This window comes from Echinicola marina (assembly GCF_020463795.1).
GTDB lineage: Bacteria > Bacteroidota > Bacteroidia > Cytophagales > Cyclobacteriaceae > Echinicola > Echinicola marina.
This window is the reverse complement of sequence record NZ_CP080025.1, coordinates 1,049,619-1,070,958: the sequence shown is the minus strand read 5'-3', so window position 1 is coordinate 1,070,958 and position 21,340 is coordinate 1,049,619. Positions and strand designations below refer to the sequence as shown.

The 21,340-nt window shown below is 40.9% G+C and carries 21 protein-coding genes; 10 read left to right on the top strand and 11 right to left on the bottom strand.

Features of this window, described 5'->3' with window-relative positions:
• Positions 1-81 precede the first annotated feature (81 nt).
• From rpsU to hpf, 3 genes are read left to right on the top strand one after another with little or no spacing between them, the layout of a single operon-like run.
• Positions 82-276, top strand: a complete 195-nt coding sequence (gene rpsU, locus KZP23_RS04435; protein WP_186753475.1) for a 30S ribosomal protein S21 — start codon at positions 82-84, stop codon at positions 274-276.
• 59 nt (positions 277-335) lie between these two features.
• The gene (locus tag KZP23_RS04430) at positions 336-1,220 is read left to right on the top strand and encodes a tyrosine-type recombinase/integrase (protein ID WP_226334920.1); all 885 of its coding nucleotides are present in this window, start codon (positions 336-338) and stop codon (positions 1,218-1,220) included.
• Positions 1,221-1,251: 31 nt separating this feature from the next.
• Entirely contained in the window at positions 1,252-1,557 is a 306-nt protein-coding gene (hpf, locus tag KZP23_RS04425; RefSeq protein WP_226334919.1) for a ribosome hibernation-promoting factor, HPF/YfiA family, read from the top strand.
• A 67-nt stretch (positions 1,558-1,624) separates the two neighbouring features.
• On the opposite strand, the gene KZP23_RS04420 is transcribed toward hpf, so the two are convergent.
• Positions 1,625-3,298, bottom strand: coding sequence for an ArnT family glycosyltransferase (locus tag KZP23_RS04420; protein WP_226334918.1), 1,674 nt, complete (start codon positions 3,296-3,298; stop codon positions 1,625-1,627).
• A gap of 249 nt (positions 3,299-3,547) precedes the next feature.
• On the opposite strand from KZP23_RS04420, the gene KZP23_RS04415 reads away from it, so the two are divergent.
• Both KZP23_RS04415 and KZP23_RS04410 read left to right on the top strand, forming a co-directional pair.
• Positions 3,548-5,050, top strand: a complete 1,503-nt coding sequence (locus KZP23_RS04415; RefSeq protein WP_226334917.1) for an ArnT family glycosyltransferase — start codon at positions 3,548-3,550, stop codon at positions 5,048-5,050.
• A 201-nt stretch (positions 5,051-5,251) separates the two neighbouring features.
• The gene (locus KZP23_RS04410) at positions 5,252-5,989 is read left to right on the top strand and encodes a phosphatase PAP2 family protein (protein ID WP_226334916.1); all 738 of its coding nucleotides are present in this window, start codon (positions 5,252-5,254) and stop codon (positions 5,987-5,989) included.
• A 4-nt stretch (positions 5,990-5,993) separates the two neighbouring features.
• On the opposite strand, the gene KZP23_RS04405 is transcribed toward KZP23_RS04410, so the two are convergent.
• Positions 5,994-7,580 (bottom strand): ArnT family glycosyltransferase, encoded by a 1,587-nt coding sequence (locus tag KZP23_RS04405; RefSeq protein ID WP_226334915.1) that lies wholly within the window; start codon positions 7,578-7,580, stop codon positions 5,994-5,996.
• Positions 7,581-7,704: 124 nt separating this feature from the next.
• Here KZP23_RS04405 and KZP23_RS04400 point away from each other — a divergent pair, with 124 nt between their 5' ends.
• Positions 7,705-8,646, top strand: a complete 942-nt coding sequence (locus KZP23_RS04400; RefSeq protein WP_226334914.1) for a glycosyltransferase family 2 protein — start codon at positions 7,705-7,707, stop codon at positions 8,644-8,646.
• A complete protein-coding gene (locus KZP23_RS04395) occupies positions 8,639-9,523 on the top strand; it encodes a lysylphosphatidylglycerol synthase transmembrane domain-containing protein (protein ID WP_226334913.1) in 885 nt (294 codons plus the stop codon). Before KZP23_RS04400 ends, KZP23_RS04395 begins: the two co-directional genes overlap by 8 nt.
• 8 nt (positions 9,524-9,531) lie before the next feature.
• Here KZP23_RS04395 and chrA read toward each other — a convergent pair whose 3' ends face one another.
• Positions 9,532-10,725, bottom strand: coding sequence for a chromate efflux transporter (gene chrA / locus KZP23_RS04390; protein WP_226334912.1), 1,194 nt, complete (start codon positions 10,723-10,725; stop codon positions 9,532-9,534).
• Between the two features lie 5 nt (positions 10,726-10,730).
• The gene (locus KZP23_RS04385; protein WP_226334911.1) at positions 10,731-11,711 is read right to left on the bottom strand and encodes an isopenicillin N synthase family dioxygenase; all 981 of its coding nucleotides are present in this window, start codon (positions 11,709-11,711) and stop codon (positions 10,731-10,733) included.
• Positions 11,712-11,788: 77 nt separating this feature from the next.
• On the opposite strand from KZP23_RS04385, the gene KZP23_RS04380 reads away from it, so the two are divergent.
• Positions 11,789-12,556, top strand: a complete 768-nt coding sequence (locus KZP23_RS04380) for a hypothetical protein (protein ID WP_226334910.1) — start codon at positions 11,789-11,791, stop codon at positions 12,554-12,556.
• 6 nt (positions 12,557-12,562) lie between these two features.
• Here KZP23_RS04380 and recO read toward each other — a convergent pair whose 3' ends face one another.
• From recO to KZP23_RS04365, 3 genes are read right to left on the bottom strand one after another with little or no spacing between them, the layout of a single operon-like run.
• The gene (gene recO, locus KZP23_RS04375; RefSeq protein ID WP_226334909.1) at positions 12,563-13,249 is read right to left on the bottom strand and encodes a DNA repair protein RecO; all 687 of its coding nucleotides are present in this window, start codon (positions 13,247-13,249) and stop codon (positions 12,563-12,565) included.
• A 33-nt stretch (positions 13,250-13,282) separates the two neighbouring features.
• The gene (locus KZP23_RS04370) at positions 13,283-13,867 is read right to left on the bottom strand and encodes a thymidine kinase (RefSeq protein ID WP_226334908.1); all 585 of its coding nucleotides are present in this window, start codon (positions 13,865-13,867) and stop codon (positions 13,283-13,285) included.
• 54 nt (positions 13,868-13,921) lie between these two features.
• On the bottom strand, positions 13,922-14,251 hold the full coding sequence (locus KZP23_RS04365; protein ID WP_317198047.1) for a 2Fe-2S iron-sulfur cluster-binding protein: 330 nt from the start codon (positions 14,249-14,251) through the stop codon (positions 13,922-13,924).
• A 31-nt stretch (positions 14,252-14,282) separates the two neighbouring features.
• Between KZP23_RS04365 and KZP23_RS04360 the strand changes: the two genes are divergently transcribed.
• Entirely contained in the window at positions 14,283-15,371 is a 1,089-nt protein-coding gene (locus KZP23_RS04360; protein ID WP_226334907.1) for a hypothetical protein, read from the top strand.
• Positions 15,372-15,466: 95 nt separating this feature from the next.
• Positions 15,467-16,873, top strand: coding sequence for a sulfatase-like hydrolase/transferase (locus tag KZP23_RS04355; protein WP_226334906.1), 1,407 nt, complete (start codon positions 15,467-15,469; stop codon positions 16,871-16,873).
• A gap of 39 nt (positions 16,874-16,912) precedes the next feature.
• On the opposite strand, the gene rodA is transcribed toward KZP23_RS04355, so the two are convergent.
• The 4 genes from rodA to mreC are packed head-to-tail and all read right to left on the bottom strand — an operon-like array spanning position 16,913 to position 21,339.
• Positions 16,913-18,187, bottom strand: a complete 1,275-nt coding sequence (gene rodA / locus KZP23_RS04350; RefSeq protein ID WP_226336478.1) for a rod shape-determining protein RodA — start codon at positions 18,185-18,187, stop codon at positions 16,913-16,915.
• Position 18,188: 1 nt separating this feature from the next.
• Positions 18,189-19,991, bottom strand: a complete 1,803-nt coding sequence (gene mrdA, locus KZP23_RS04345) for a penicillin-binding protein 2 (RefSeq protein WP_226334905.1) — start codon at positions 19,989-19,991, stop codon at positions 18,189-18,191.
• Positions 19,992-20,513, bottom strand: a complete 522-nt coding sequence (locus KZP23_RS04340; RefSeq protein ID WP_226334904.1) for a rod shape-determining protein MreD — start codon at positions 20,511-20,513, stop codon at positions 19,992-19,994.
• Positions 20,503-21,339 carry a rod shape-determining protein MreC gene (mreC, locus tag KZP23_RS04335; RefSeq protein WP_226334903.1) on the bottom strand — a complete coding sequence of 279 codons (837 nt, stop codon included), beginning with the start codon at positions 21,337-21,339 and terminating at the stop codon, positions 20,503-20,505. The genes KZP23_RS04340 and mreC overlap by 11 nt, the downstream gene beginning before the upstream one ends.
• Between the last annotated feature and the right edge of the window lies 1 nt (position 21,340).

Below are 21,340 nucleotides of genomic sequence, written 5' to 3'. Positions count from 1 at the left end.
GCAATGGCTGAGTTTTAAAAGAATGTTTTGTTTTACCGAACTATCTTTCTACATTTGCAGCACGAAAGGAGGTGTAAAATTATGATCGTAGTAAACGTAAAAGAGAACGAATCTATCGAAAAAGCGCTTAAGCGTTTCAAGAAAAAGTTTGACAGAACTGGAGCAATCCGTGAGTTGAGATCTCGTCAACATTTCGAAAAACCATCTGTAAAAAGAAGAACAGAGGTAATCAAAGCCGCCTACAAACAAAGAATGCAGGACGAAGAAGGGAAATAATTTATTACTTCCATTCTAGAAAATAAATGAGCATATTAGTGTAATTAAATTACGCTGATATGCTTTTTTCGTTTATAAACTATCTTGAACATGAGAAACGGGCCAGTGCGCATACAGTCTTGGCTTACCAAAAAGATCTGGAACAGTTCAAGGATTTTTTAAAACTGTCCTTTGAGATGGAGCGTTTGGAAGGAGCGTCACATGCCGAAATCCGTGCTTGGGTAGTGGACTTGGTAGAGCAAGGATTGTCAGCGACTACCATTAACAGGAAAATAGCCACCCTAAGATCTTATTATAAATTTTTGTTGCGATCTGGAGAGTTGACCAAAGATCCCACCTATAAAATTAAAGCACTGAAAACCCCGAAAAGATTACCTGAATTTGTGCAGGAAAATGTGATGGTAGAGGTACTGAACGAGATAGTTTATGAAGAAGGGTTTGAGGGGCAGCGGGATAAGATGGTGATGGAGTTTTTGTACCTTACAGGGGTGAGGTTGTCGGAATTATTGACCATCAAGTGGCAAGATCTTGATATTGAGGGTCAAACAGTGAGGGTGTTGGGAAAGCGCAAAAAAGAAAGAATAATTCCTCTTACAAATGAGTTGGTTAAGAATATAATTTCGTTCAGGAAAGTATTTAAAGAAACATTTTCAAATGTAAACGAGAGTGATTATTTTATCGTTATAAATACAAGAAAGCAAGCGTACCCAATGAAGATTTACCGAATAGTGAGGAAATATTTAGACCTTTTTGCGCAGACGTCCAAGCGTAGTCCTCACCTTCTGAGACATACCTTTGCGACCCATTTGCTAAATAAGGGAGCGGACCTCAACGCAGTTAAAGATCTCTTGGGACATGCCAGCCTGGCTGCCACGCAAGTTTATACACACAATTCTATGGAAAAACTGAAGGCTGTGTTTGAGCAAGCACATCCTAAAGCCTAAATAAAAGTTTAACTTTTAAACTGTTAAAATTATGAAATTACAAATGCATTCAATCCATTTCGACGCTGATCAGAAGTTGATAGACTTTATCCAAAAGAAAGCGGATAAGCTAGATACTTTTTATGACAGGATTATTGACGGCGAGGTATTTATGAGGCTCGATAAGAATGAGAAAAACGAGAACAAAATCGTTGAGATTAAATTGAATGTGCCCGGGAAACAGTTGTTTGCAAAGCATCAGAAGGATTCTTTTGAAGCAGCTGCTGATGAAGCGATTGAGGGGCTGAGGAGACAGATTAAGAAATTCAAAGAAAAATTGGTTTTAGCGAGACAATAAAAATATAACCCACAATTTAAATAATGCATCGACAAACCCGCTCAAGTGAGCGGGTTTTGTTTTTTCTTTATCGTTTTTCGACCCAATAGAACTTTTTTGTGCCCTTTTCCCTCCAATCATCCTGAGTGCCTTCCAGGATTGACAAAAGAATGTCAGGAATATACTTTGCGTTCCAATTGGTAGAGGCAACATCAATTTTATAGTCTGTGGCTTTTAGATTTTGCATGGTCTCTTCATCGCATACCAAATAGTCAAATTCGGCCAAATGGTCTTGGTATGAAGCTTTTGGCAGATTGACCAATGAATATTCGGTTCCTAGGCCGATCCTGATTTTGCTGGATGTATGAAGATTTCCTATAAAAGCAATTTTACTTCCTTCAGGAAGGCCTATACTTTGAATGTGTTTAGCTGTTTGCACCCCTTGGTCAGGAAGGGAAATGACCTTGGTGAATAAGGGCAAGCTGAAAAATAACAATAAAATGGCTGTGGTCAGCACGGTGGCTGGTTGCCAAGATCTTTTAAATGCTAAGTACAAGGAAAATAATATAACAGAGGACACCATTAAGCCGAAGGCAGTTAGAATGCTAAGTGTACCCAGTCCTAAATTGAGATAGAGGGAAGTGAGAATGATGACCAAATTCAATATTAAGAATACTGCTGATGTCCATCTAATGCTCTTGTTTTTTAGCCCATTTGGGTTTTGAGCGATTAGCCAGGCCAACGCCACTGCGCTTAAAGGTAGAACAGGAAGCAAGTACCTTTCGTAGAAGACCGAAACCATGCTGGTCATCAAAATCATTGAAATACTCCAAGTAGCTACAAAACCAAAAAAGGCTTTATTGGTGTCTACGATCTTTGATAGGTTCTTTTTCACTGAGCTGATACCTGGAACTATCCATGGAAAAAACATAGCAAAGTAAAGGACTACAGCTAAACAGAAGTTGGTTCCTATTAGCAACAGTTTACTTCCTACTCGGATGCCAACCTGATCTTCCATGAAGGAACTGAGGTAAGTGGGGCCGAATTTGATGTACATGGCCCAAAACCAGAACAAACCAATGATCAGCATGGTAAGGACGGACGGAAGATGCGCCATTTTTTTCCAAGAGATCCTTTGCCAAGGATTTACCAATAAGTAAATAATGGCAATGCCTCCCAAAGCAGCTGCTGGTAGTCCCTTAACCTCAAATGCTATCCCTATTCCTAAGTAGAACATCCATAAATATTTTTTGCCAGCATTATTACCATATTTAATCAGACCAGTAGCTCCCAAAGCAGATAGGGTCATAAAAAGGGCCAAGAGAATATCAGGAATCGATCTGGTGCTGCTAAATATGATCAGACCGTGACTAGCGGCAATACAAATGGCTATATGGCTAATGTTTTTTTGGTGGAAGATCAAATGGGCGATACGATGGACCAAGAAGACGATGGCTGCTCCACTGAGCAGAAAGAAAATTCTAGAAGAAAAGGCAGAGATCCCGAATAATTTGAAGCCCGCCAAAGCAGTCCAATAGGTCAATATGGGCTTCTTAAACCTTAATTCACCACTGCCCAAATAAGTGGTAAGGTAGTCGCCATTTTGCATCATCTTGATGGCTGCATCAGTATAATACATTTCATCGGGATAATGCAGGTGGAATTGTAAGGCAAATGGGGCAACCAAAAGAATGAACAGTAGAATAATTGGCCAAGCGCGGTTTTGAATCGAAGAGGAAAAATTATCTATCATTAATTTCATGCGTAGGAATAATCAGAATGCTGCTATTTGGATTCATGTTGCGAAGTTACAATGTTTCAAAAAGAAGTTGGGGCTTAGCCCGCTTAATTTTTGCTAATTAGGGCATGGGGATTTTGACAAAGAGCTTGATTTTTAACTGCTAAACCATGAAATAATTGCTATATTAATACAGTAAAAGGTGATACATGTGTGTTAATATGTATTTTGATGCTTGAGTGTGTTGTTTTGGACTACTAATGACTTTTTTAGGTGAGATCTTATTCATTTCTATTGGTTTTGGTCATTTTGATAGTGTCCGTCGCAAAGGTGCTGTTCACCGCTACCACTTCTTTGAGTTTATTTTCTGAGGAAGCGCAGCATTGGTTATGGTCACAGAATTTGGACTGGAATTATTATTCAAAGCCGCTGATGGTGGCGGTATATAATTTTATTCTTACAGGCATATTTGGAAATACGAATGTTGCGGTTCGTTTAAGTGCTGTTTTGTTTTCCGCAGGTACTGCTTGGCTAGTTTTTAAACTGGGCGGTAAGATGTTTAGGGATTCAAGTCTTGGCTTTTGGGCAGCGATTATGTTATTGGTCATGCCCTTTTTTCATTTGGCATCTTTCTTTCATACCACTGATTCTTCATTGCTGTTTTTTTGGGCATTGACCTACTATTGGCTTTGGATGGCTACAGAGACAAGAGAAACCAAGTATTGGGTATTTGCAGGAATGGCAAGTGCCATGGGAATGCTTTCCAAAAACACCATGGTATTGGTCATTCCCATAATCTTTATGTATTTATTGCTGGTGGATGTCAAGCAACTTAAGGAAAAAGGAGTTTATATCTTTTGTTTGGTGTTTTCATTGTCCTTTATTCCCATCATCATATGGAATCTTGAGAATGACTTTGTGACCTTCAAGCATGTGGGGGCTCTTGGAGGTGTGCTTGGTGAAAATAGGTCTTTTGATATCATAGCCTCACTGAGATATATCTCTGAATATGCAGGGGGGCAAGTGGCCATTGTCTCTGCTCTTTTCTTTCCTTTTTTATTGATGTCTTTTCGAAGGTTGCTGAAGTATAGAGAGAGGCAGTTGATATACATTTTGCTTCCAGCTGTACTGGTTTGGTGTTTGTTCTTGGGAATTTCTGTTTCGAAAAGAGTAGAGGTGAACTGGCCTGTCTTTGCCTATGTCAATCTGAGTATTGCCATGGTGTATGTGGTGTCACGCGCTGCGGATTATTGGAAAAAGTATGCTTTTTATTCTACAGCAATTTCCGGATTCATGATCATTTTGATCATGAATCCGGCCTCATTGGATGGCTTTGGATATAAAAAGGTGTTAAAGCCAGCAAAAGACCCTCTTGGTAGGTTGGCCGGGTATGCAGAGATGGGACAACGGTTAGGTTTTTTGATTGATTCTTTGGGATTGGAAAAGTTTTTTGTTTTCAGTGATAGTTATCATTTGGCTTCTGAAATGGCATTTTATGTCCCCGGAAACCCACAGACATATACCATTAATCTGGGAAGAAGGAAAAACCAATTTGATCTTTGGCCAGGGATTGAACAGTTTGAAAACAGGGCTTATGACGGAGTTTATCTTCAGCGGGGGACTGAAGACCGCAGGGAGCTCCTCACTGGTTTTGAGAAGAGACTTTTAAAAGAATATTTTTATGTGATTTACCGGGGAGATACTGTGAGGACATTTAGCATAGAGGTGTACAGAAATCTGCATCATGTGGAGGAAAGGGAAATAGAGCGATATTGACTTGTAAGTGATGACTGAGGGTTGTTCTAAGGTGTTGTTTATCTTTTTGTTATATAACTTGAAGTGTTGGGGTATCTATGTTAATACGTTAGTACTTTCATGCTTAATTTTTAACTAATCCATGAATTTCGCGTAACTGCAAATTGATTTTAAGGACCTAATTTTGGAATAAGCAATAGGCAAACAGTCTTGGAGATAAGTATGAAAAACGGAGCAGATGGGCTGTTGTTAAAACAAAGAATCATAATCCATTATATGAAAAAAAAGTCCATACCCTACACATATATATTTTATTATTTTTTCATTGTTTTTTTGATAGGAGCCATTTTTTTGAGCAGGCCCAAGGGAGCAGTTGAGCTCTTGATCAATCAACATCACTTTTTATGGGCCGATATATTTTTTTCTACGGTTACCCATTTGGGAGATGGCCTGGTGTTTTTGGCTGTTTTTCCTGTGCTATTGATGTATAGGTATAGTTTTGCGCTGCTTTGCAGTTTAAATGCTGCCATCCACATGTTAATAGCTTTACTGATGAAAAAGCTGATTTTTCCACATGCCCCTAGGCCTTTGGAGTATTTTAAGGATGTCGATTTGGTCCAAGTGGCAGGAGTGACCATGCACCATTGGCATTCTTTTCCTTCCGGTCATACAGCTACGGCTTTTGCTTTGACGAGCATGGTTTCCATGGTTTTCCCTAAGCGGCATTTTTTTCAGGTTTTAATGTTGCTAATCGCTGTTTTAGTGGGCTTCAGCAGGGTGTATTTGATGCAGCATTTTATGGGAGATGTGTTGGTAGGTTCTTTTTTAGGTTTGAGTTCAGCGTTGCTTTCAAGGTGTTTGGTCGTGAGATACTTTAATTCTAAAGTATTTAAGAGTGGTCTGTTGCCCAAACGGAAAATTGAACTGTCAAAGTTGGCGACTTTATCAGCGAAAAGATAATTTGTTAATTTATGCTGTCGGGCAGAAGTTTGAGTATAATGCTGGTAGGCGATTCGAAGAGATCTTTTTTCGAATAGACCAGTTCGTAATTTAGCCCGAGTTGGTCAAGTTCTGGTAAATACTGGAGTCGTGTAATCAGGTAGCCACTGGCTGCATTTGGATCGTCCAAGGAGCGAAGGTCAACCAATGGTTTTTGGACATAAAATAAAAATGCTGGATTATAGTTGTTAAAATAATAGAGATTCTCAGTCTTTATCTCTGCTATAGGTGCTTTCCCAATGGGACTTTGTCGATCAATTATGGGAAAGGCAAGCCAAAAGAAGACCAAAGAAACAAGCATAAAGCTAGCCGCCATTGCATAGATCATGGATGATATATTGGACTTTCTATAAGCTAGGACAATGATGGGTATAGTTAGGTAGCTTATCATAAATAACCAGGGCATGATGTTGGGGACTTCCAATCCTGCTTCCGTAGATAAACCAAAGTAAATGCCAAAGGGGAGCGTTAAGATCAGTAGAGATAATAATGTGCCAGGTACCAACATGCTTTTTATTTGGCCTTTTTGGAGAACCTGGTAAAGGTAGTTTCCGATTATTAGGGCCAGAAATGGATATGAGGGTAAGGTATAATTGGGGAGTTTGGTGCCAGCAAGCATAAAGAACAGAATGATGGTCCCACTGCAGACCAGGGCAAATGTGGTGCCTTTATTTGTGCGGTATTTTAGGGTGTGAAGGATGCTTTGTGGAAGAAAAAATGCAAAGGGTAACATCCCTGCAAATACAAAAAAGCAGGTTTTCCAAAATCCTCCGCCGTGACCTTCCATGGGGGAAGAAAAGCGGCCTATATTATGTTTGAAGAAAAACTCTTCCAACCAGAGACCTTTTGTCTCCAAGGCCACCAAAATGTACCATGGAAGAGCTATCAATAAGAAAAGCGCCAAGCCAACTGGGTGAAATATTCTTTTTAGCCTTTTTCCATTCAATTGCTGCATGAGCAGTGAATAAGCAAGAAGGGCCATGCAGGGCAAAAACACTCCAATTGGTCCTTTGCTCAATACTGCCAGGGCAAAGCAGGTATAGGTTCCCATCATATGTCCTATGGAGCGAAAGCCGGATTTTGACCATTCAAAGAAAAGCATCATTCCGGATACCATAAAGAAAATCAAGAATGGATCGGGTACGGCCATATGGAACTGTATATACCAATGTAGAGATGAGCTGAGAACTAGCAAACTTATGCATGCAACTTGGTAACCAAGGTTTTTCTTTACAAAGTGGTAGCTGATCCATGTACATAGGAAACCAAATAAGGCAGGGAAAAAGCGGGCAGCAAATTCATTTATTCCAAATAGCTTATAGGCTATTATGAAGGAGTAATAATGCAAAGGAGGTTTGTCAAAACGGTATTCACCATTAAAGGTGGGAACGATCCATTCCTGGTTTTGCCACATTTCCAGTGCAGCAGTGGCATTTTTTGCTTCATCAAGGGCGTATATGCTCAGTCCTCCCAAGTTGGAAAAGTGAATAAAGAAAGCTATTGATAACAATAGTGTGCCGTACAGTTTATGCTGATTAAATGCTGGTTCCATAAGTCAAAAATAACCTTAAGACCGGCACGGATTATGAAGAAAGGATTATCAAAAGGTTAGGTTTTGGAGGGGCTTCTTGGTGAGAGGTCAAAAAAGGGTTAATTTTGGCCAAATTTTATATGGTATGTCTAAATTACAGCTCTCTCTAGTCGTTACTGTTTTTAACGAAGAAGAGAATATTAAGCCGCTTTTGGAAGCAATTTATACCTCCCTGGAGGGAATAGAATATGAATTGATATTGGTGGATGATGGCTCTACGGATAAAACGGTGGCCGAATCCAAGAAATATGCCAATGAGCGCACTAGAGTATTGATTTTTAATAAGAACTATGGACAGACCACCGCCTTGGCTGCGGGAATTGATTATGCTGAAGGTGAGTATATCTCTACCATGGATGGTGATTTGCAAAATGACCCTTCAGATATCCCAATGATGTTGCAAAAGGCCATTGATGAAGATTGGGATGTGGTGGCCGGAGTGAGGGCAAACCGCCAGGATGGTTTTGTGCTCCGGAAAATCCCAAGCAAGATGGCCAACTGGATGATCAGGAATACCACCGGTGTTCATTTGAAAGATTATGGATGCAGTCTTCGGGTTTATAAAGCTCATATTGCCCAAGATATGGGACTCTATGGGGAATTGCACCGTTTTATTCCGGTTTTGGCCAAGCAAGAGGGAGCTAGGATGACAGAGGTGGATGTGAAACACCATCCAAGGATCCATGGCACCTCAAAATATGGCTTGAACAGGACATTTAAGGTAATGGCTGATTTGATCTTGATGCTTTTCTTCCAAAAGTACCTACAGCGGCCTATTCACCTTTTTGGTACTATTGGATTGTTATCGTTTTTTATTGGGGTCATCATTAATATTTATTTATTGGCCTTGAAAATAATCGGGGAAGATATTTGGGGCAGGCCCATTTTATTGGTGGGCTTGATCTTGGTTTTGGGAGGCTTGCAGCTTATCACCACTGGGATAGTAGCTGAGATTATTATCAGGACCTATTTCGAATCCCAGGATAAAAATACCTATAAGGTAAAAGAGGAATTCCGAGGTGAATAAGAAAAACATCAAGCTGCTCCTAAAAGTACTCCTTACGGGAGTAGCAATTTACCTTGTCATTCGGAAGATAGACACCCAAGCTACTTGGCAAGTACTTAAGGATATTGACATAGGCTATTTGTTACTGGCTATTTTATTTTTTACCCTATCAAAAGTGATTTCTTCTTTTCGCCTTAATTTTTATTTCAGGGATTTGGAAGTAGGATTATCTGAAAAGGTAAACTTGAAATTATATTGGAAGGGAATGTTTTACAATCTTTTCCTACCTGGTGGTATCGGTGGAGATGGATATAAGGTTTACTTGCTCAATAAATATTTTAATGGCCCAGTTAAAAAACTTTTGGCAGCCGTACTACTGGATCGGATCAGTGGATTGGCCGCTTTGGTGTTTTTACTATTGGGGATTTGGTTTTTCTTGGAAAAGGACGGTATAGATCTTCCTATATGGGACCTGAATGTACTTGCAGGAGTAGCTTTAGTTTTGACTCCGCTTGTTTTTGGGATAGTTTATTGGTGGTGGTTTAGGTCATTCAGGTCATCCATGTTGATAAGTTCCGTGTACTCTTTATTGGTGCAGTCTTCGCAGCTTGTATGTGCTTATTTTATCCTATTGGCCTTGGGAATTCACGAACAAATACTGGATTACCAGTTTGTATTTCTACTGTCTTCCATTGTAGCTGTGCTGCCTTTGACCATTGGGGGAGTGGGGGCAAGGGAGCTGGTGTTTATTTTTAGTCACAGTTATATGGGAATAGATAAAAATGCGGCAGTAGCATTCAGCTTGATATTTTTCCTGATTACAGCCTTGGTTTCTCTAGTTGGGGCTTTTATGAAGGTAGATATTGAGGATGAGTTGGCCGGTTCCGTAGAACACTAAAAATTATTTCATAGCAGTTGGTAGCCCAAGCCGATGATTATTCCTCCCATGATGATAAGCGGAGAGGGGATTTTGGTAAACTGTAAAAGGAGATAGGTGATCACAATGGCCGATATATTGAATGTATTGGCTGGCATGGGCTCAAAAAGCAAGTAGGCAGCGGCTATTAACATTCCACAGCTGACCGCATTGATCCCTTCCAAGGCCGCTCTTACAGGCCTATATTTTTTTAGCTCATCCCAGAATTTAATGACAAAGAAGATCAAAAACGTGCCAGGCAGAAAGATGCCTGCTGCTGCAATCAGTCCTCCGGTGATGGCTCCAGTGATGCCCATGTCCCGCATGGACAGTGCCCCGATATAAGAGCTGATGCTGAAAGTAGGACCTGGCACACCCTGTGAGATGGCATAGCCTGTAAGGAACTCTTCGGAGGTGAGATAGCCTTTGAACTCCACAAATTCTGTATAAAGATAAGGAACCAAAACCTGGCCGCCTCCGAATATGAGGCTACCATTCCGATAGAAGTTTTCGAATAACCTGATAGGGAGAATTCGGGTAAAGTGCCCCAGTATTGCGGCCAGGATCAATACTCCAGCCCAAAGTAGGAAGTTGGCCCATTTTACATTGATGCCACGCTTTTCCTCTATTTTTGGCTGCTTATGGTATTTTAGTGAGGTGAATACACCGCCAATGACCAGCATTATCGGAAAGATGTATGGAGAGTTATAGAAAAAAGCTACGAAAGCTGAGAGCATCATCAAGACAGTAGCTTCGGGAGTTTTGACCATTTTACCGATGGTTTTCTGGGCAGCATAAATAATAAAGCCAATAGCCATAGGCTGAATGAATTTTGCAAAATCCAGTGATCCGGAAGTTTGGGTTTGGAGAAAATCCACCAAGATGGCAGCAGAAGTCATGATGAGTGTGGCAGGAAGTATCCATACCAGCAAGGAAAGATAGGCCAAATTGGGTCCGCCTACCCTGTATCCGATGGCAGAGACAGTTTGAGTGGAGGTCGGACCTGGGAGTATTTGACATAAGGCATGTAATTCCCAAAGTTCTTCCTCGGAAATGTAGCGGCGCTTTTTGACCATAATGTCTAAGATCATAGCCAAAAATGCCTGAGGTCCCCCAAAGGCTGTTACTGACAATAAAATGACATCCTTTAAATAGAGGTAATATTTGACTCTCCTGATGGTCACCAGAACTATTTACGTAAGCCCAGTTCCCTTAATCTTTCTTCGAGGAATTCCCCGGCAGTGGCATCAGCGAATGCCTTTGGGTTTTCAGCATCCACACAGGATGCCAGACAGGTGAGGTCCATATCAGATCTTGGGTGCATGAAAAATGGAATGGAATACCTGCTACTATTCATTTTTTCTTTCGGTGGATTGACCACGCGGTGAATGGTAGATTTTAATTTTTTGTTGGTTAACCTTTCCAACATGTCTCCCACATTGACCACCAGCTGTTCGGGAAGCGCAGTGATGGGGATCCAATGTCCATCTTTTCTAAGGACCTGAAGGCCATCAGCACTGGCGCCCATCAAAAGGGTGATCAGGTTGATGTCTCCATGTTCAGCGGCCCTAACTGCATCTGAAGGAACCTCTTCTGGATTTTGGATGGGGAAGTAGTGGATAGGTCTAAGTATGGAATTGCCATGTAAGACCTTGTCTTCAAAATAATCTTCCGGAAGCTCTAAGTGAAGGGCTATGGCTCTCAGCATGGCCTTTCCTGCATTTTCTATGGTTGCAAAAACCTGGAGTGCCACTTCTTGGAAGGCAGGGATTTCTGTAGGCCATACATTTGGCGGGTAGTCCTTTTTGAGCGGGTCATTATCAGGAATATGGCTTAGGTCTTGTCCAACATGGTAAAATTCCTTTAAATCACCCGTGTTTCTCCCCTTTGCATGTTCCTTGCCTTTTCCCGTATATCCTCGCTGATACCCGATTTCAGGTCGCTCATATTGACTTTTGGTGCTGTCATCTAGTGCAAAGAAATCCTTTATACTTTTGTAGAGTTTATCTTGTAATTCATCTGTCAGTCCGTGGTTTTTGATAGCGACAAAACCAATGTTTTGATAAGCATCGCCCAGTTTTTTTACAAATTCTGCTTTTCTATGGGCATTACCATTTGTAAAATCAGCAAGGTCCAATGATGGGATTTCGTTATAAAGGATATCACTCATAGCTATTTTATTTATGTCGCAAGGTAAATATTTTATGGGAAATTTAAATATCTTTAGACATAGCCAAAGTCGTTCATATGAAGAAAATCAGCCCGATTGCCATAATATTTATAATGATATTTGTCATGGTTTCCTGCGAAACCAAAACCAATAAAAAGGTAGAAGAGGCACCACTTGAGCAAGAAGAGCCCATTGAGGAGGAAAGCACCGTTAAGTTTCAGTATCTGATGCAGGATAAAGCTTACCCTGATGCTATGTTGGAATTATATAGTCCCTTGGAAAATGAGGTATTTAAGGAAGGAGGGGTGCCTTTTGAGTTTAATATCAAAAATTACCCTTTTGAGGAAGGAAGAAATGGATTCCAATTGAATATGATTATAAATGGTAATGACCCAGTAGGCTATAATATGCCCATATTTAAAAAAGACTTGAACCGGGGTACGTATAAGGTGCTGGCATATTTAGTGGATGATGAAGGCCTGGCCCTTAAGGAGTATGGGAATTATGTCGATAGGGATTTTGTGGTGGGTGAATCTAGTCCTTTTCCGGAAAATGAAGATCCAGTGATAGGACTTAATTTGCCCCATAATGGTCAGGTGTTCGAAAAGGATAGCCCAGTTTTGGTTGACTTTATATTGGTGGGAGGCGACTTGAAAGAGGATGGTATGCGTATTAAGATCAGCATATTTGACAAGGAATATATGGTCAATGATCTAGGGCAAGTAAAGATCAATGGTCTTCCTGTTGGTAAGCATAAACTGGAACTGGTACTGATTGATGCCAATGACAAGGAGATTCCAGGAATCTTTTCTAAAAGCACCAAGGAAATTATAGTGAAAAACTGATGATGATTACATTAAGTTTCTGAGCACTTCCAGGGATTTTACTTCCGTAAAAGTCTCAAGGTGGATACTGTAATATTTTATTAGATCATCCAATAATTGTTTTCGGACCACTCCAGGGATTTTGATTTCCTTATTGAAAGGAGCTTGAAGGATTTGATTAAAGTGCTGCTTTTGCATTACTGCATAAGTAGCTTCGTTTATAGCTGGATGTACTTGTTCAAAGAACTCAGCGGCATTATTGGGAGAGAAGCCTAAAAATCTGGAGGTTTCCAATAAAAAAGCGATGGGGTAATTGCCGAGATTTATTTCCTCCTGATCCAATAGGATGATCGCTTGATAGATAAAATCAAACAGGTATTCGTTTTGATAGTTTTCATATATGGACTTGCCAAGGATTTCTGCAATAAACAGGGCTGTTCCTGATCGATAATAATCGAAGGGGATTTTTTGAAAAGGGATGGTTAGTTTTACTTCTGAAATCCGGTTCAAGGAAGCATTTTCTTTGTCGTAGACCACCAAGTCCAGTAAGGTTAGGGGCTGGAAAAATGCCATTTTAGACTTTGACTTAGGACTTCGTACTCCATTGACTATATAGCTTTTCAGGCCAAGGTCCCTGGTGAAAATTTTGGCGATAATGGAAGTCTCCTTGTACTTGATATAGTGGATGACGATACCTTGAGTCTTTTTTATCATGGCCTTATGGAGAAAATGGGATGAGCTGACAGGTTATTTTTTGTCTTCATAGAAACATTTTCTGCACCTGGCCTCATAACTGTCTTTTTCTCCCAGTACTACCTTTTGTTTGGCATCTGATAGCCTGAAACTGTAAGAAGCCAAGTCACCGCATTTCATGCATATTGCATGTACCTTGGTGACGTATTCGGCCATGGCCAAGAGCTGCGGCATGGGCTCAAATGGTTTGCCTTCAAAGTCCATGTCCAAGCCCGCCAAGATGACTCTTTTTCCTGTCAAGGCGAGCTTATTGGCTACTTGTGCAAGGTTTTCATCGAAAAATTGGGCTTCATCGATTCCAACTACTTCACAATCTCCCGCCAAAAGCATGATGTCGTCTGCAAACTGTACAGGTGTGGACCGGATTTCATTTTCATTATGGGAGACCACATTGGTGTCATGGTATCGGGTATCCATGGCCGGTTTGAAAATCTCGACCTTTTGTCTGGCTATAAGGGCCCTGTTGAGCCTTCTGATCAGCTCTTCTGTTTTTCCGGAAAACATGGAGCCACAGATAACCTCAATATGGCCAATTTTATCCTTGGGATGTTTGTTCCCTATCGAAGGTTCTATAAACATTTTTCCGTTGGTCTTTATCTGAATATACTAAATGCGTTGCGCTTGGGATGGAAATTATTCACTATAATCCATATGCGGGAATTTGTACCGCTCATCCACTTTAATGTGGATACTGCCTTGATTGATCTTTGTCTGGCAAGTTAAGCGTTGATTTTCTTTTAGCCTGCCCAATTTTCGAAAATATTCTTCCCGATCACTCAAAGCAGAAAGATTTTCCTGACCTTCAATGACTATCATCAGGCAAGTAGTGCAACGACCCTTTTTACCACAAGCGTGCATCCAATCTATAGCATTTTCATGGATAATTTCAATAACTTTGCTATCAGGTGCTTTTGTGTAAATCTCCTTGTGGTATAGGTTTTCAATTACTATTTTAGGCATCATTCTTCTACTTCAATTATGAAAATCCTTACTAATGAACGATAAAATTAACCTCAATTATTTAGAAAACTATGCTCAGGCTTTTTCGAACAAAGTATGTTCGGAATATTTCGGTACCAAAAAGTACATGTCTGGACAGGAAATTATCCAGCTTACGCCCAACTCCCAGGTTAATTTCATGATCATTAAGACCCTTTTTGAGAAGTGGCAGGAAGAATTGGAGAAGCTGAAGAGCAATCCTTTTTTTGATTATAGAGACATGGCGGTGGCTTCTGCGCTGAAAGAGTTTATGGATGTTCTGTCAAGGGCGATCAAAGTCGAGCGGGCTCATTTTGAACCAATGATGGAGGTAGCGGTGATCGATACGGTTTTATTGGCTTTGGACCCTATGGTTTATCTTTGGGGGGAAATAGAGAAAGCAACCTCCCCGCATCCAGCTGAGCATCTGAAGGCGAGTAAAAAGTATATCAAATGGCATGGGAATTTACTTACGGAATTGTTGGAGAGAGGAGGACAAGCTGATGCAGATACCCTTAAAAATGAATTGAGCAAAGCCTATGAAAAGCTACAGGCTGAACTGACGCCTGCCAAAGAGCTATTGGCCAGTTTGTCTCAGGTCTTGCCGATTGCTTGGGATGAACTTTTACCCGCTGTCGAGGAATTGACAGCACAAAGTGCGGTGGATGCAGAGGAGATTGTGCCCGGAAAGCAGGACAAAGGTGAGGAAGATGCCTTGGCCCAAGAGGTACAAGATGAAGAACAAGAGGAATTGCCTATCTCTGAGAGAAAGGAAGTTACAGTGGGGGCTGCAGAAGGAAATATAGACCCCGCATTGGCTTGGGCAAAGTTTGAATCTGAACAAAGCGGCCTATTGAAGGGGCCTATAGATAGTTTGGAAGATGGTGTGGCCATCAACCAGCGGTTTATGTTTACCAAGAAGTTATTTGATGGCAATCCAGATCTGATGGGACATGCCTTCAAATCCATCGACCAATGCGATAGTTTCGTAGAAGCCATCGATTTGGTCAATGCAAGGTATTTGACAGAATTGAGCTGGGACAAAGAATCAGAAGAGGTTCATGAGTTTTTGCACTTGATTTACAGAAAGTTTGACGAAAAGTAATCCCTAACAAATCCAGTAATCTGTAAATAAGGTTTATTACGAAATGGTGCAGGCCAAGGTGGATGGTTTTGCCTGTTTTCAACACAAAAGGATTTATGAAATCACTGAGATTGGTATTGCTTCTGCTCTTGGCCAATGTTTTTGGACTAAGTGCCCAAGATAAAGCAGAAAAGGCCCTAGAAAAACCCAATTATGTTTTAATTGTAGCAGATGATCTGGGTTATGGAGACTTGGGCTTTACAGGAAGTAGCCAAATTAAAACCCCGAATATTGATAAGTTGGCCAGTACAGGGGTGTTTTTTCCAGAGGGATATGTTTCTTCAGCAGTATGTAGTCCTTCCCGCGCTGGATTACTTACAGGCAGGAACCAAGTCACATTCGGTTATGATAATAATTTAGGAGGCGTACAGCCTGGTTTCGACCCCGACTTTCATGGTCTTCCTGTGGAGGTAGCCACAGTGGCGGATCATCTTCATAATTTGGGCTATGTGAATGGGATCGTGGGGAAGTGGCATTTAGGCTATGAAGATCAATTTTATCCATTGAACCGTGGATTCGATGAATTTTGGGGATATAGAGGCGGGGGACATGATTATTTTACAGCTTCCGCTGATGGAAAAGGTTATCAGAGTCCCATTGAATGTAACTATAAGACACCTCAGAAAATCACCTATATTACAGATGATAAGGGAGATGAATGCGTTGATTTTATTCATAGGCATAAGGGGGAACCGTTTTTTTTATATGCCTCGTTTAATGCACCACATGCACCACTACAGGCCACAGAGGCAGATTTGGAGCTTTATAAGCATATTAAGGATGAAAGAAGGAGAACCTATGCAGCCATGGTTCACAGACTTGATCTCAACATAGGTAGAATAGTACAAGCTTTGGAAGCAGCTGGTCTGAGGGAAAATACCATGATTGTATTTATCAGTGACAATGGAGGCCCTGCAGAAACCAACGCTTCTATTAATGCACCTTTTAATGGCAAAAAGGGGACATTGATGGAGGGAGGGATAAGGGTGCCTTTTATCATCAACTGGCCATCACAGCTTCCTGCTGGTAAGGTTTACAAGGAGCAGGTGTCTTCTCTTGACCTTACTCCGACATTTATCGCTTTGGCTGGTGGGGAATTAAGAGAAGAAGATAAATTTGATGGTCTAAACCTGATGCCTTTTTTGAATGGGGAAAAACAAGGACGGCCGCATGATGAAATCAAGTGGAGGTTTACCATCAGTGCGGCTATTCGTGAGGGAAAATGGAAGTTGATCAGGATTCCTGATAGGTTGCCTATGTTATATGATCTTGAAAATGATATCTCTGAGCAGCATGATGTGGCCTTGCAAAATCTTGATATTACCAAAAGATTATTGAAAAAACTGGGGACTTGGGATGTACAGCTACCACATCCATTGTTTTTGGAAGCACCTGTCTGGAGAATAAGACAAGTTGAACAGTATGATAAAACCTACCGGCTGACTCAACCAGTAGTGGATTAATAAAAAAGCCGAGGAATTATTCAAATCCTCGGCTTTTTTTTAATTCATCCTTCCTAGCAATTGGATTCTGTGAGAATCCAATTTGATGAATATAAATAACAGGATGGTGAAGGACCAAAGAGAAGAACCTCCATAGCTGAAGAAAGGAAGAGGAATGCCGACCACGGGAAAGAGTCCGATGGTCATGGATATATTGATCATAAAGTGGAAAAGCAATACTGAGACCACACAATAGCCATATACCCTTGAAAATCGGGTCTTCTGTCTTTCTGCCAGAAACACCAAACGTATCAATAAGGCGACGAACAGGCCGACTACCACCAAACTACCGATCCAGCCAAATTCCTCTCCCAAGGTACAGAAGATAAAGTCTGTATGTTGTTCTGGAACAAAGTCAAATTTAGTCTGTGTCCCCTCCAAATAGCCCTTGCCCCAAAAGCCACCAGAGCCAATGGCAATTTTGGATTGGGTGACATTCCAGCCTACACCCAACGGATCAATGTCAGGATTAAATAATACCATGATCCTGTTCTGTTGGTGAGTAGGTAATTTGGAAACCACTAAATCCAAACTGTAACTATACGCAATAATTGCCACGCCAATCAATGAAAAAGTCAAGGTCCTTTTCCAGGTCTTTTTGCCAGAGAGGATCATTGTTAAGGTGATAACCGAGACCGCAGCCACAATATAGATATTGTTTTCTATGGCAAGGGAAAGCAATGAAATGGCTATAAATATCAGTGCCAATACATAATATTTCTGCGGCATTCCTTCCCTGTACAGCATGATAAAAAAGGAAGTATAGACCATGGCAGTCCCTGTATCAGGCTGGAGCATGATCAAACTAATGGGTAATAAAATGATCAAAATCGCTTGGAACTGGTATTTAGGAAGACTCAGGTCAAAGGAAGGTTTTTCTATGAACTTGGCAAGAGCCAAAGCAGTGGCAAATTTGGCGAATTCCCCTGGCTGAAGTCTAAAGGGACCCAGTTCAAACCAGGCTCGTTGCCCGTTGATTTCCTTACCGATAAAGGGAGTAAGCAATAGGATGAGCAGGAAAAAACCGAACAATATCAAACTGAGATTATCAAAAAGCCGGTAATCAGCTACCATGATGATGGTGATCAGCAGGACAGCTGTACCTATCCATACCAATTGTTTTCCGGAATTGATACTGAAGTCAAATATACTTTTGGCCGCTTGTTCGTCGTAAACAGCAGCATAGATATTGATCCAGCCAATCATTACCAAGGCTAAATATATTAATATGGTTAGCCAATCAATTTTGTTGATATATAAATCGTCTTGTCTCACTTTAGTCTCCAAAATCGCCGACCAAAACATAGTCTTCCAAAGCCGGTCTTTCTATATGTCCTCTTAAATATTTCTCTATCATCAAGCTGGCCGTACTTGCAGCAGCACGTCCGCCCCAGCCAGCATTTTCCACATATACAGCAATGGCAATTTGTGGATTTTCCTTGGGCGCAAAAGCAACGAATACCGAATGGTCCTCACCATGGGGGTTTTGGGCCGTACCGGTTTTACCGGCTATGGTGATGTCACTGATGATAGCCCTCATGGCAGTGCCATAAAGTGCTTCAGCCATGGCGTCCTGAACCATGTCAAAGTGATGAGGAGACACGCCTACTTCATGTTTGATCTGATATTCTTCAGGTATTTTTTCAGGGTCTCCATCCACAGATTTAATCAAATGGGGAGTATAGTAATATCCTTTATTGGCAAAGATGGCGGCAAGGTTGGCCATCTGAACTGGGGTTACTTGCATTTCTCCCTGACCTATGGATAGGGAATATATGGTAGAGTATTTCCATCTGTTTTTACCATACATTCGATCATATAGTAAGCTTGAGGGGACACTGCCACTTTTTTCTGATGGTAAATCAATGCCCAATCTGTTTCCAAGCCCGAATTTTTCAACCGCTTCATGCCATTTATCCAATCCTATTTGGGTATCAGTGTAGGTATTAGAAGATACATCTTGGTTGATCATCAATCGGTAAGCCTGGTAGTAATAGGGATTACAGGAGTTTCGGATGGCGCCAAATAAATTTACAGGACTTGGGTGGTTATGGCAAGCAACCAAGGCTTTGTTGCAGGCAAAAGTGGTATTGGGTGTAATGATACCCCACTGTAGTCCGATAAGGGATTGTACGATTTTAAAGATAGATCCAGGGGGATACATGGCCATGATGGGCCTATTGAACAATGGCATCGTGGAGTCATTGAGTAACTTACCATAATTCTTTCCATATGCGGCTCCAGCCAATAGATTAGGATTATATACTGGTGCAGAAATGATGGAAAGTATTTCACCTGTTTTAGGTTCGATGGCTACTACTGAGCCTTTTTTGCCTTCCATTAGTTTCTCACCATACTTCTGTAATTCCAGGTCTATGGTCGATTGAAGATTTTCACCAGGAATAGAGGCGGTATCCAGTTGGCCATTTTTAAAGGAGCCTTTATCAACTCCTCGTACATTGACCATTTTATACTTTGCTCCTTTTTTGCCTCTTAGGATTTTTTCATAATAAGATTCAATGCCGGAATGTCCAATATAATCTCCTTGATTATAATAATTGGCAGAATCTCTTTCCAATTGCTTGGGCTGGATTTCAGCAATATAGCCTAATGCACTGGCGCCTACAGAATCAGGGTATGCCCGAACTGACCGTGTCATGATAAATAGGCCGGGGTAGTCGATCAGGTAGTCCTGAATTCTGGCAAATTCCGTGTTGGAGATTTGTTTGATCAGAGGGGAAGGTTTTACATAGGAGTATTTCCTAGCTTTCTGATAGCGCTCTATAAGTTGATCTTTTTCAATTTGGAACAGTTTGCAGAATTTGGCCGTGTCTTCAATGTTGAATTCTTTTGGGATGACCATCAGGTCAAAGACAGGATTATTATAAACAAGCAACTCTCCATGGCGGTCATAGACCAATCCTCTATAGGGATAATCGACTATTCTTTGGACCGCATTCCTTTCTGCACGCCTCAGGAAACTGTCATCCAGTACTTGGATGACAAAAAGCTTAGTTAATAAAACTATGCCGACAATAATAATGACCACAGTGATGACACTGTGCCGGTTCTCATTCATTTATAAACTTCTACTTTTTTTATAAAACAAGACTTGAACAATAATACCTATTACAAAGGTAAACGCCGTACTGGCTAAAGTCTTATATATCATTGGAATATACAAGTTAGTGCCGACATTATCAATGAAGAAGAATGTAAGATGATGCAGCAATATCAATGGCAGGGAATAAGTAAGGAACCATCCCATTCCCATGTTCAGCAGATTGGGAGGCGTGTTGGAGTCATAGCCTCCAGTTGGAGTGATTAACTGAATCCAAGGTCTTCTCAAAAAGGCCATCATCACTGCACTACCTGTATGAAGCCCCATACTATCATAGAATATATCAATGCCAAAGCCCAGTAAAAAAGCGAGAAGCATCATAGGGATGGTTTTGATCTCAATGGGCAATAGGAGCAGGTATATCACATAGAGAAAACAAAAAGCCATGCCAAAAAGCACCAGGTTTTTCAATACCAGAATCTGTATCAAAAAGTATAGGGCAAGTCCTATGATGGATGTAAATATGGTTTTACTGTTCATTGATGCTTGTGGAAATTTCTTGGAGTGAATCCAATTCAGCCTCCATATTGTTTTCTACCAGGTATACATAGGTCAGTTTATTGAAACTGGTGGCCAATTTAATGGTAATGTCCAAATAATTGGTTTCTGTTCCCTTGTTGACTTCCTCGATGGTGCCGACCAAAAGTCCCTCAGGGAAAACGGCATTATAGCCTGATGTTACCACCGTGTCACCTTTGCTGACTTCTACGTGTCTTGGGACATATTTTAGCTTGGCAAATTGAGGGTCTCTACCATCCCATTGGGTGGAGCCAATTTCATTTTTGGTTTTGATTTTAGACGATATCAGTAAGTCCGTGTGCAAAAGTGATATGACAGATGCAAAGTTTTTGGATACCCCTTTAACCCTTCCGACGATTCCTTCACCATTAAATACGCCCATGCCCTCTTTAATGCCATCCTTAGCGCCCTTGTTTAGGGTGATTTGATTGGTTTGAAGATTGATGGAATTATTGATGACCTTTGCAGATCGAAATTCATAATTGGAACTGAGTACACTGTCCAACTCAAAGGTAGCACTGTCCTTTTTTGGGGTGTAGCTGGCCAACTTGGCCATTAGTTCTGCATTTTTAGCTGCTAAGTCTTCATTGGTGCTTCCCAAGGTGAAATAGGAGGTGAAACCATCTTTGGCGTTTAGAAAGCTGCCTGTAAAACTGTTGGAGCTGTTGAAGAAAACAGCTCCTTGTGGTGAATTATAACTTACGATTAGCCAAATTGCTATTGCCTCTAAAATGATAAATAGCAAAAAGGCCCTTATGCTATATAGGAATAATAATATGCGTTGCATG

Excerpts from the sequence above, each read along its gene's own strand:
- rpsU (WP_186753475.1), top strand. The coding sequence starts at position 82 with ATGATCGTAGTAAACGTAAAAGAGAACGAATCTATCGAAAAAGCGCTT.
- KZP23_RS04430 (WP_226334920.1), top strand. The coding sequence starts at position 336 with ATGCTTTTTTCGTTTATAAACTATCTTGAACATGAGAAACGGGCCAGT.
- hpf (WP_226334919.1), top strand. The coding sequence starts at position 1,252 with ATGAAATTACAAATGCATTCAATCCATTTCGACGCTGATCAGAAGTTG.
- KZP23_RS04420 (WP_226334918.1), bottom strand. The coding sequence starts at position 3,298 with ATGAAATTAATGATAGATAATTTTTCCTCTTCGATTCAAAACCGCGCT.
- KZP23_RS04410 (WP_226334916.1), top strand. The coding sequence starts at position 5,252 with ATGAAAAACGGAGCAGATGGGCTGTTGTTAAAACAAAGAATCATAATC.
- KZP23_RS04405 (WP_226334915.1), bottom strand. The coding sequence starts at position 7,580 with ATGGAACCAGCATTTAATCAGCATAAACTGTACGGCACACTATTGTTA.
- KZP23_RS04400 (WP_226334914.1), top strand. The coding sequence starts at position 7,705 with ATGTCTAAATTACAGCTCTCTCTAGTCGTTACTGTTTTTAACGAAGAA.
- KZP23_RS04385 (WP_226334911.1), bottom strand. The coding sequence starts at position 11,711 with ATGAGTGATATCCTTTATAACGAAATCCCATCATTGGACCTTGCTGAT.
- KZP23_RS04380 (WP_226334910.1), top strand. The coding sequence starts at position 11,789 with ATGAAGAAAATCAGCCCGATTGCCATAATATTTATAATGATATTTGTC.
- recO (WP_226334909.1), bottom strand. The coding sequence starts at position 13,249 with ATGATAAAAAAGACTCAAGGTATCGTCATCCACTATATCAAGTACAAG.
- KZP23_RS04370 (WP_226334908.1), bottom strand. The coding sequence starts at position 13,867 with ATGTTTATAGAACCTTCGATAGGGAACAAACATCCCAAGGATAAAATT.
- KZP23_RS04365 (WP_317198047.1), bottom strand. The coding sequence starts at position 14,251 with ATGATGCCTAAAATAGTAATTGAAAACCTATACCACAAGGAGATTTAC.
- KZP23_RS04360 (WP_226334907.1), top strand. The coding sequence starts at position 14,283 with ATGAACGATAAAATTAACCTCAATTATTTAGAAAACTATGCTCAGGCT.
- KZP23_RS04355 (WP_226334906.1), top strand. The coding sequence starts at position 15,467 with ATGAAATCACTGAGATTGGTATTGCTTCTGCTCTTGGCCAATGTTTTT.
- mrdA (WP_226334905.1), bottom strand. The coding sequence starts at position 19,991 with ATGAATGAGAACCGGCACAGTGTCATCACTGTGGTCATTATTATTGTC.
- KZP23_RS04340 (WP_226334904.1), bottom strand. The coding sequence starts at position 20,513 with ATGAACAGTAAAACCATATTTACATCCATCATAGGACTTGCCCTATAC.
- mreC (WP_226334903.1), bottom strand. The coding sequence starts at position 21,339 with ATGCAACGCATATTATTATTCCTATATAGCATAAGGGCCTTTTTGCTA.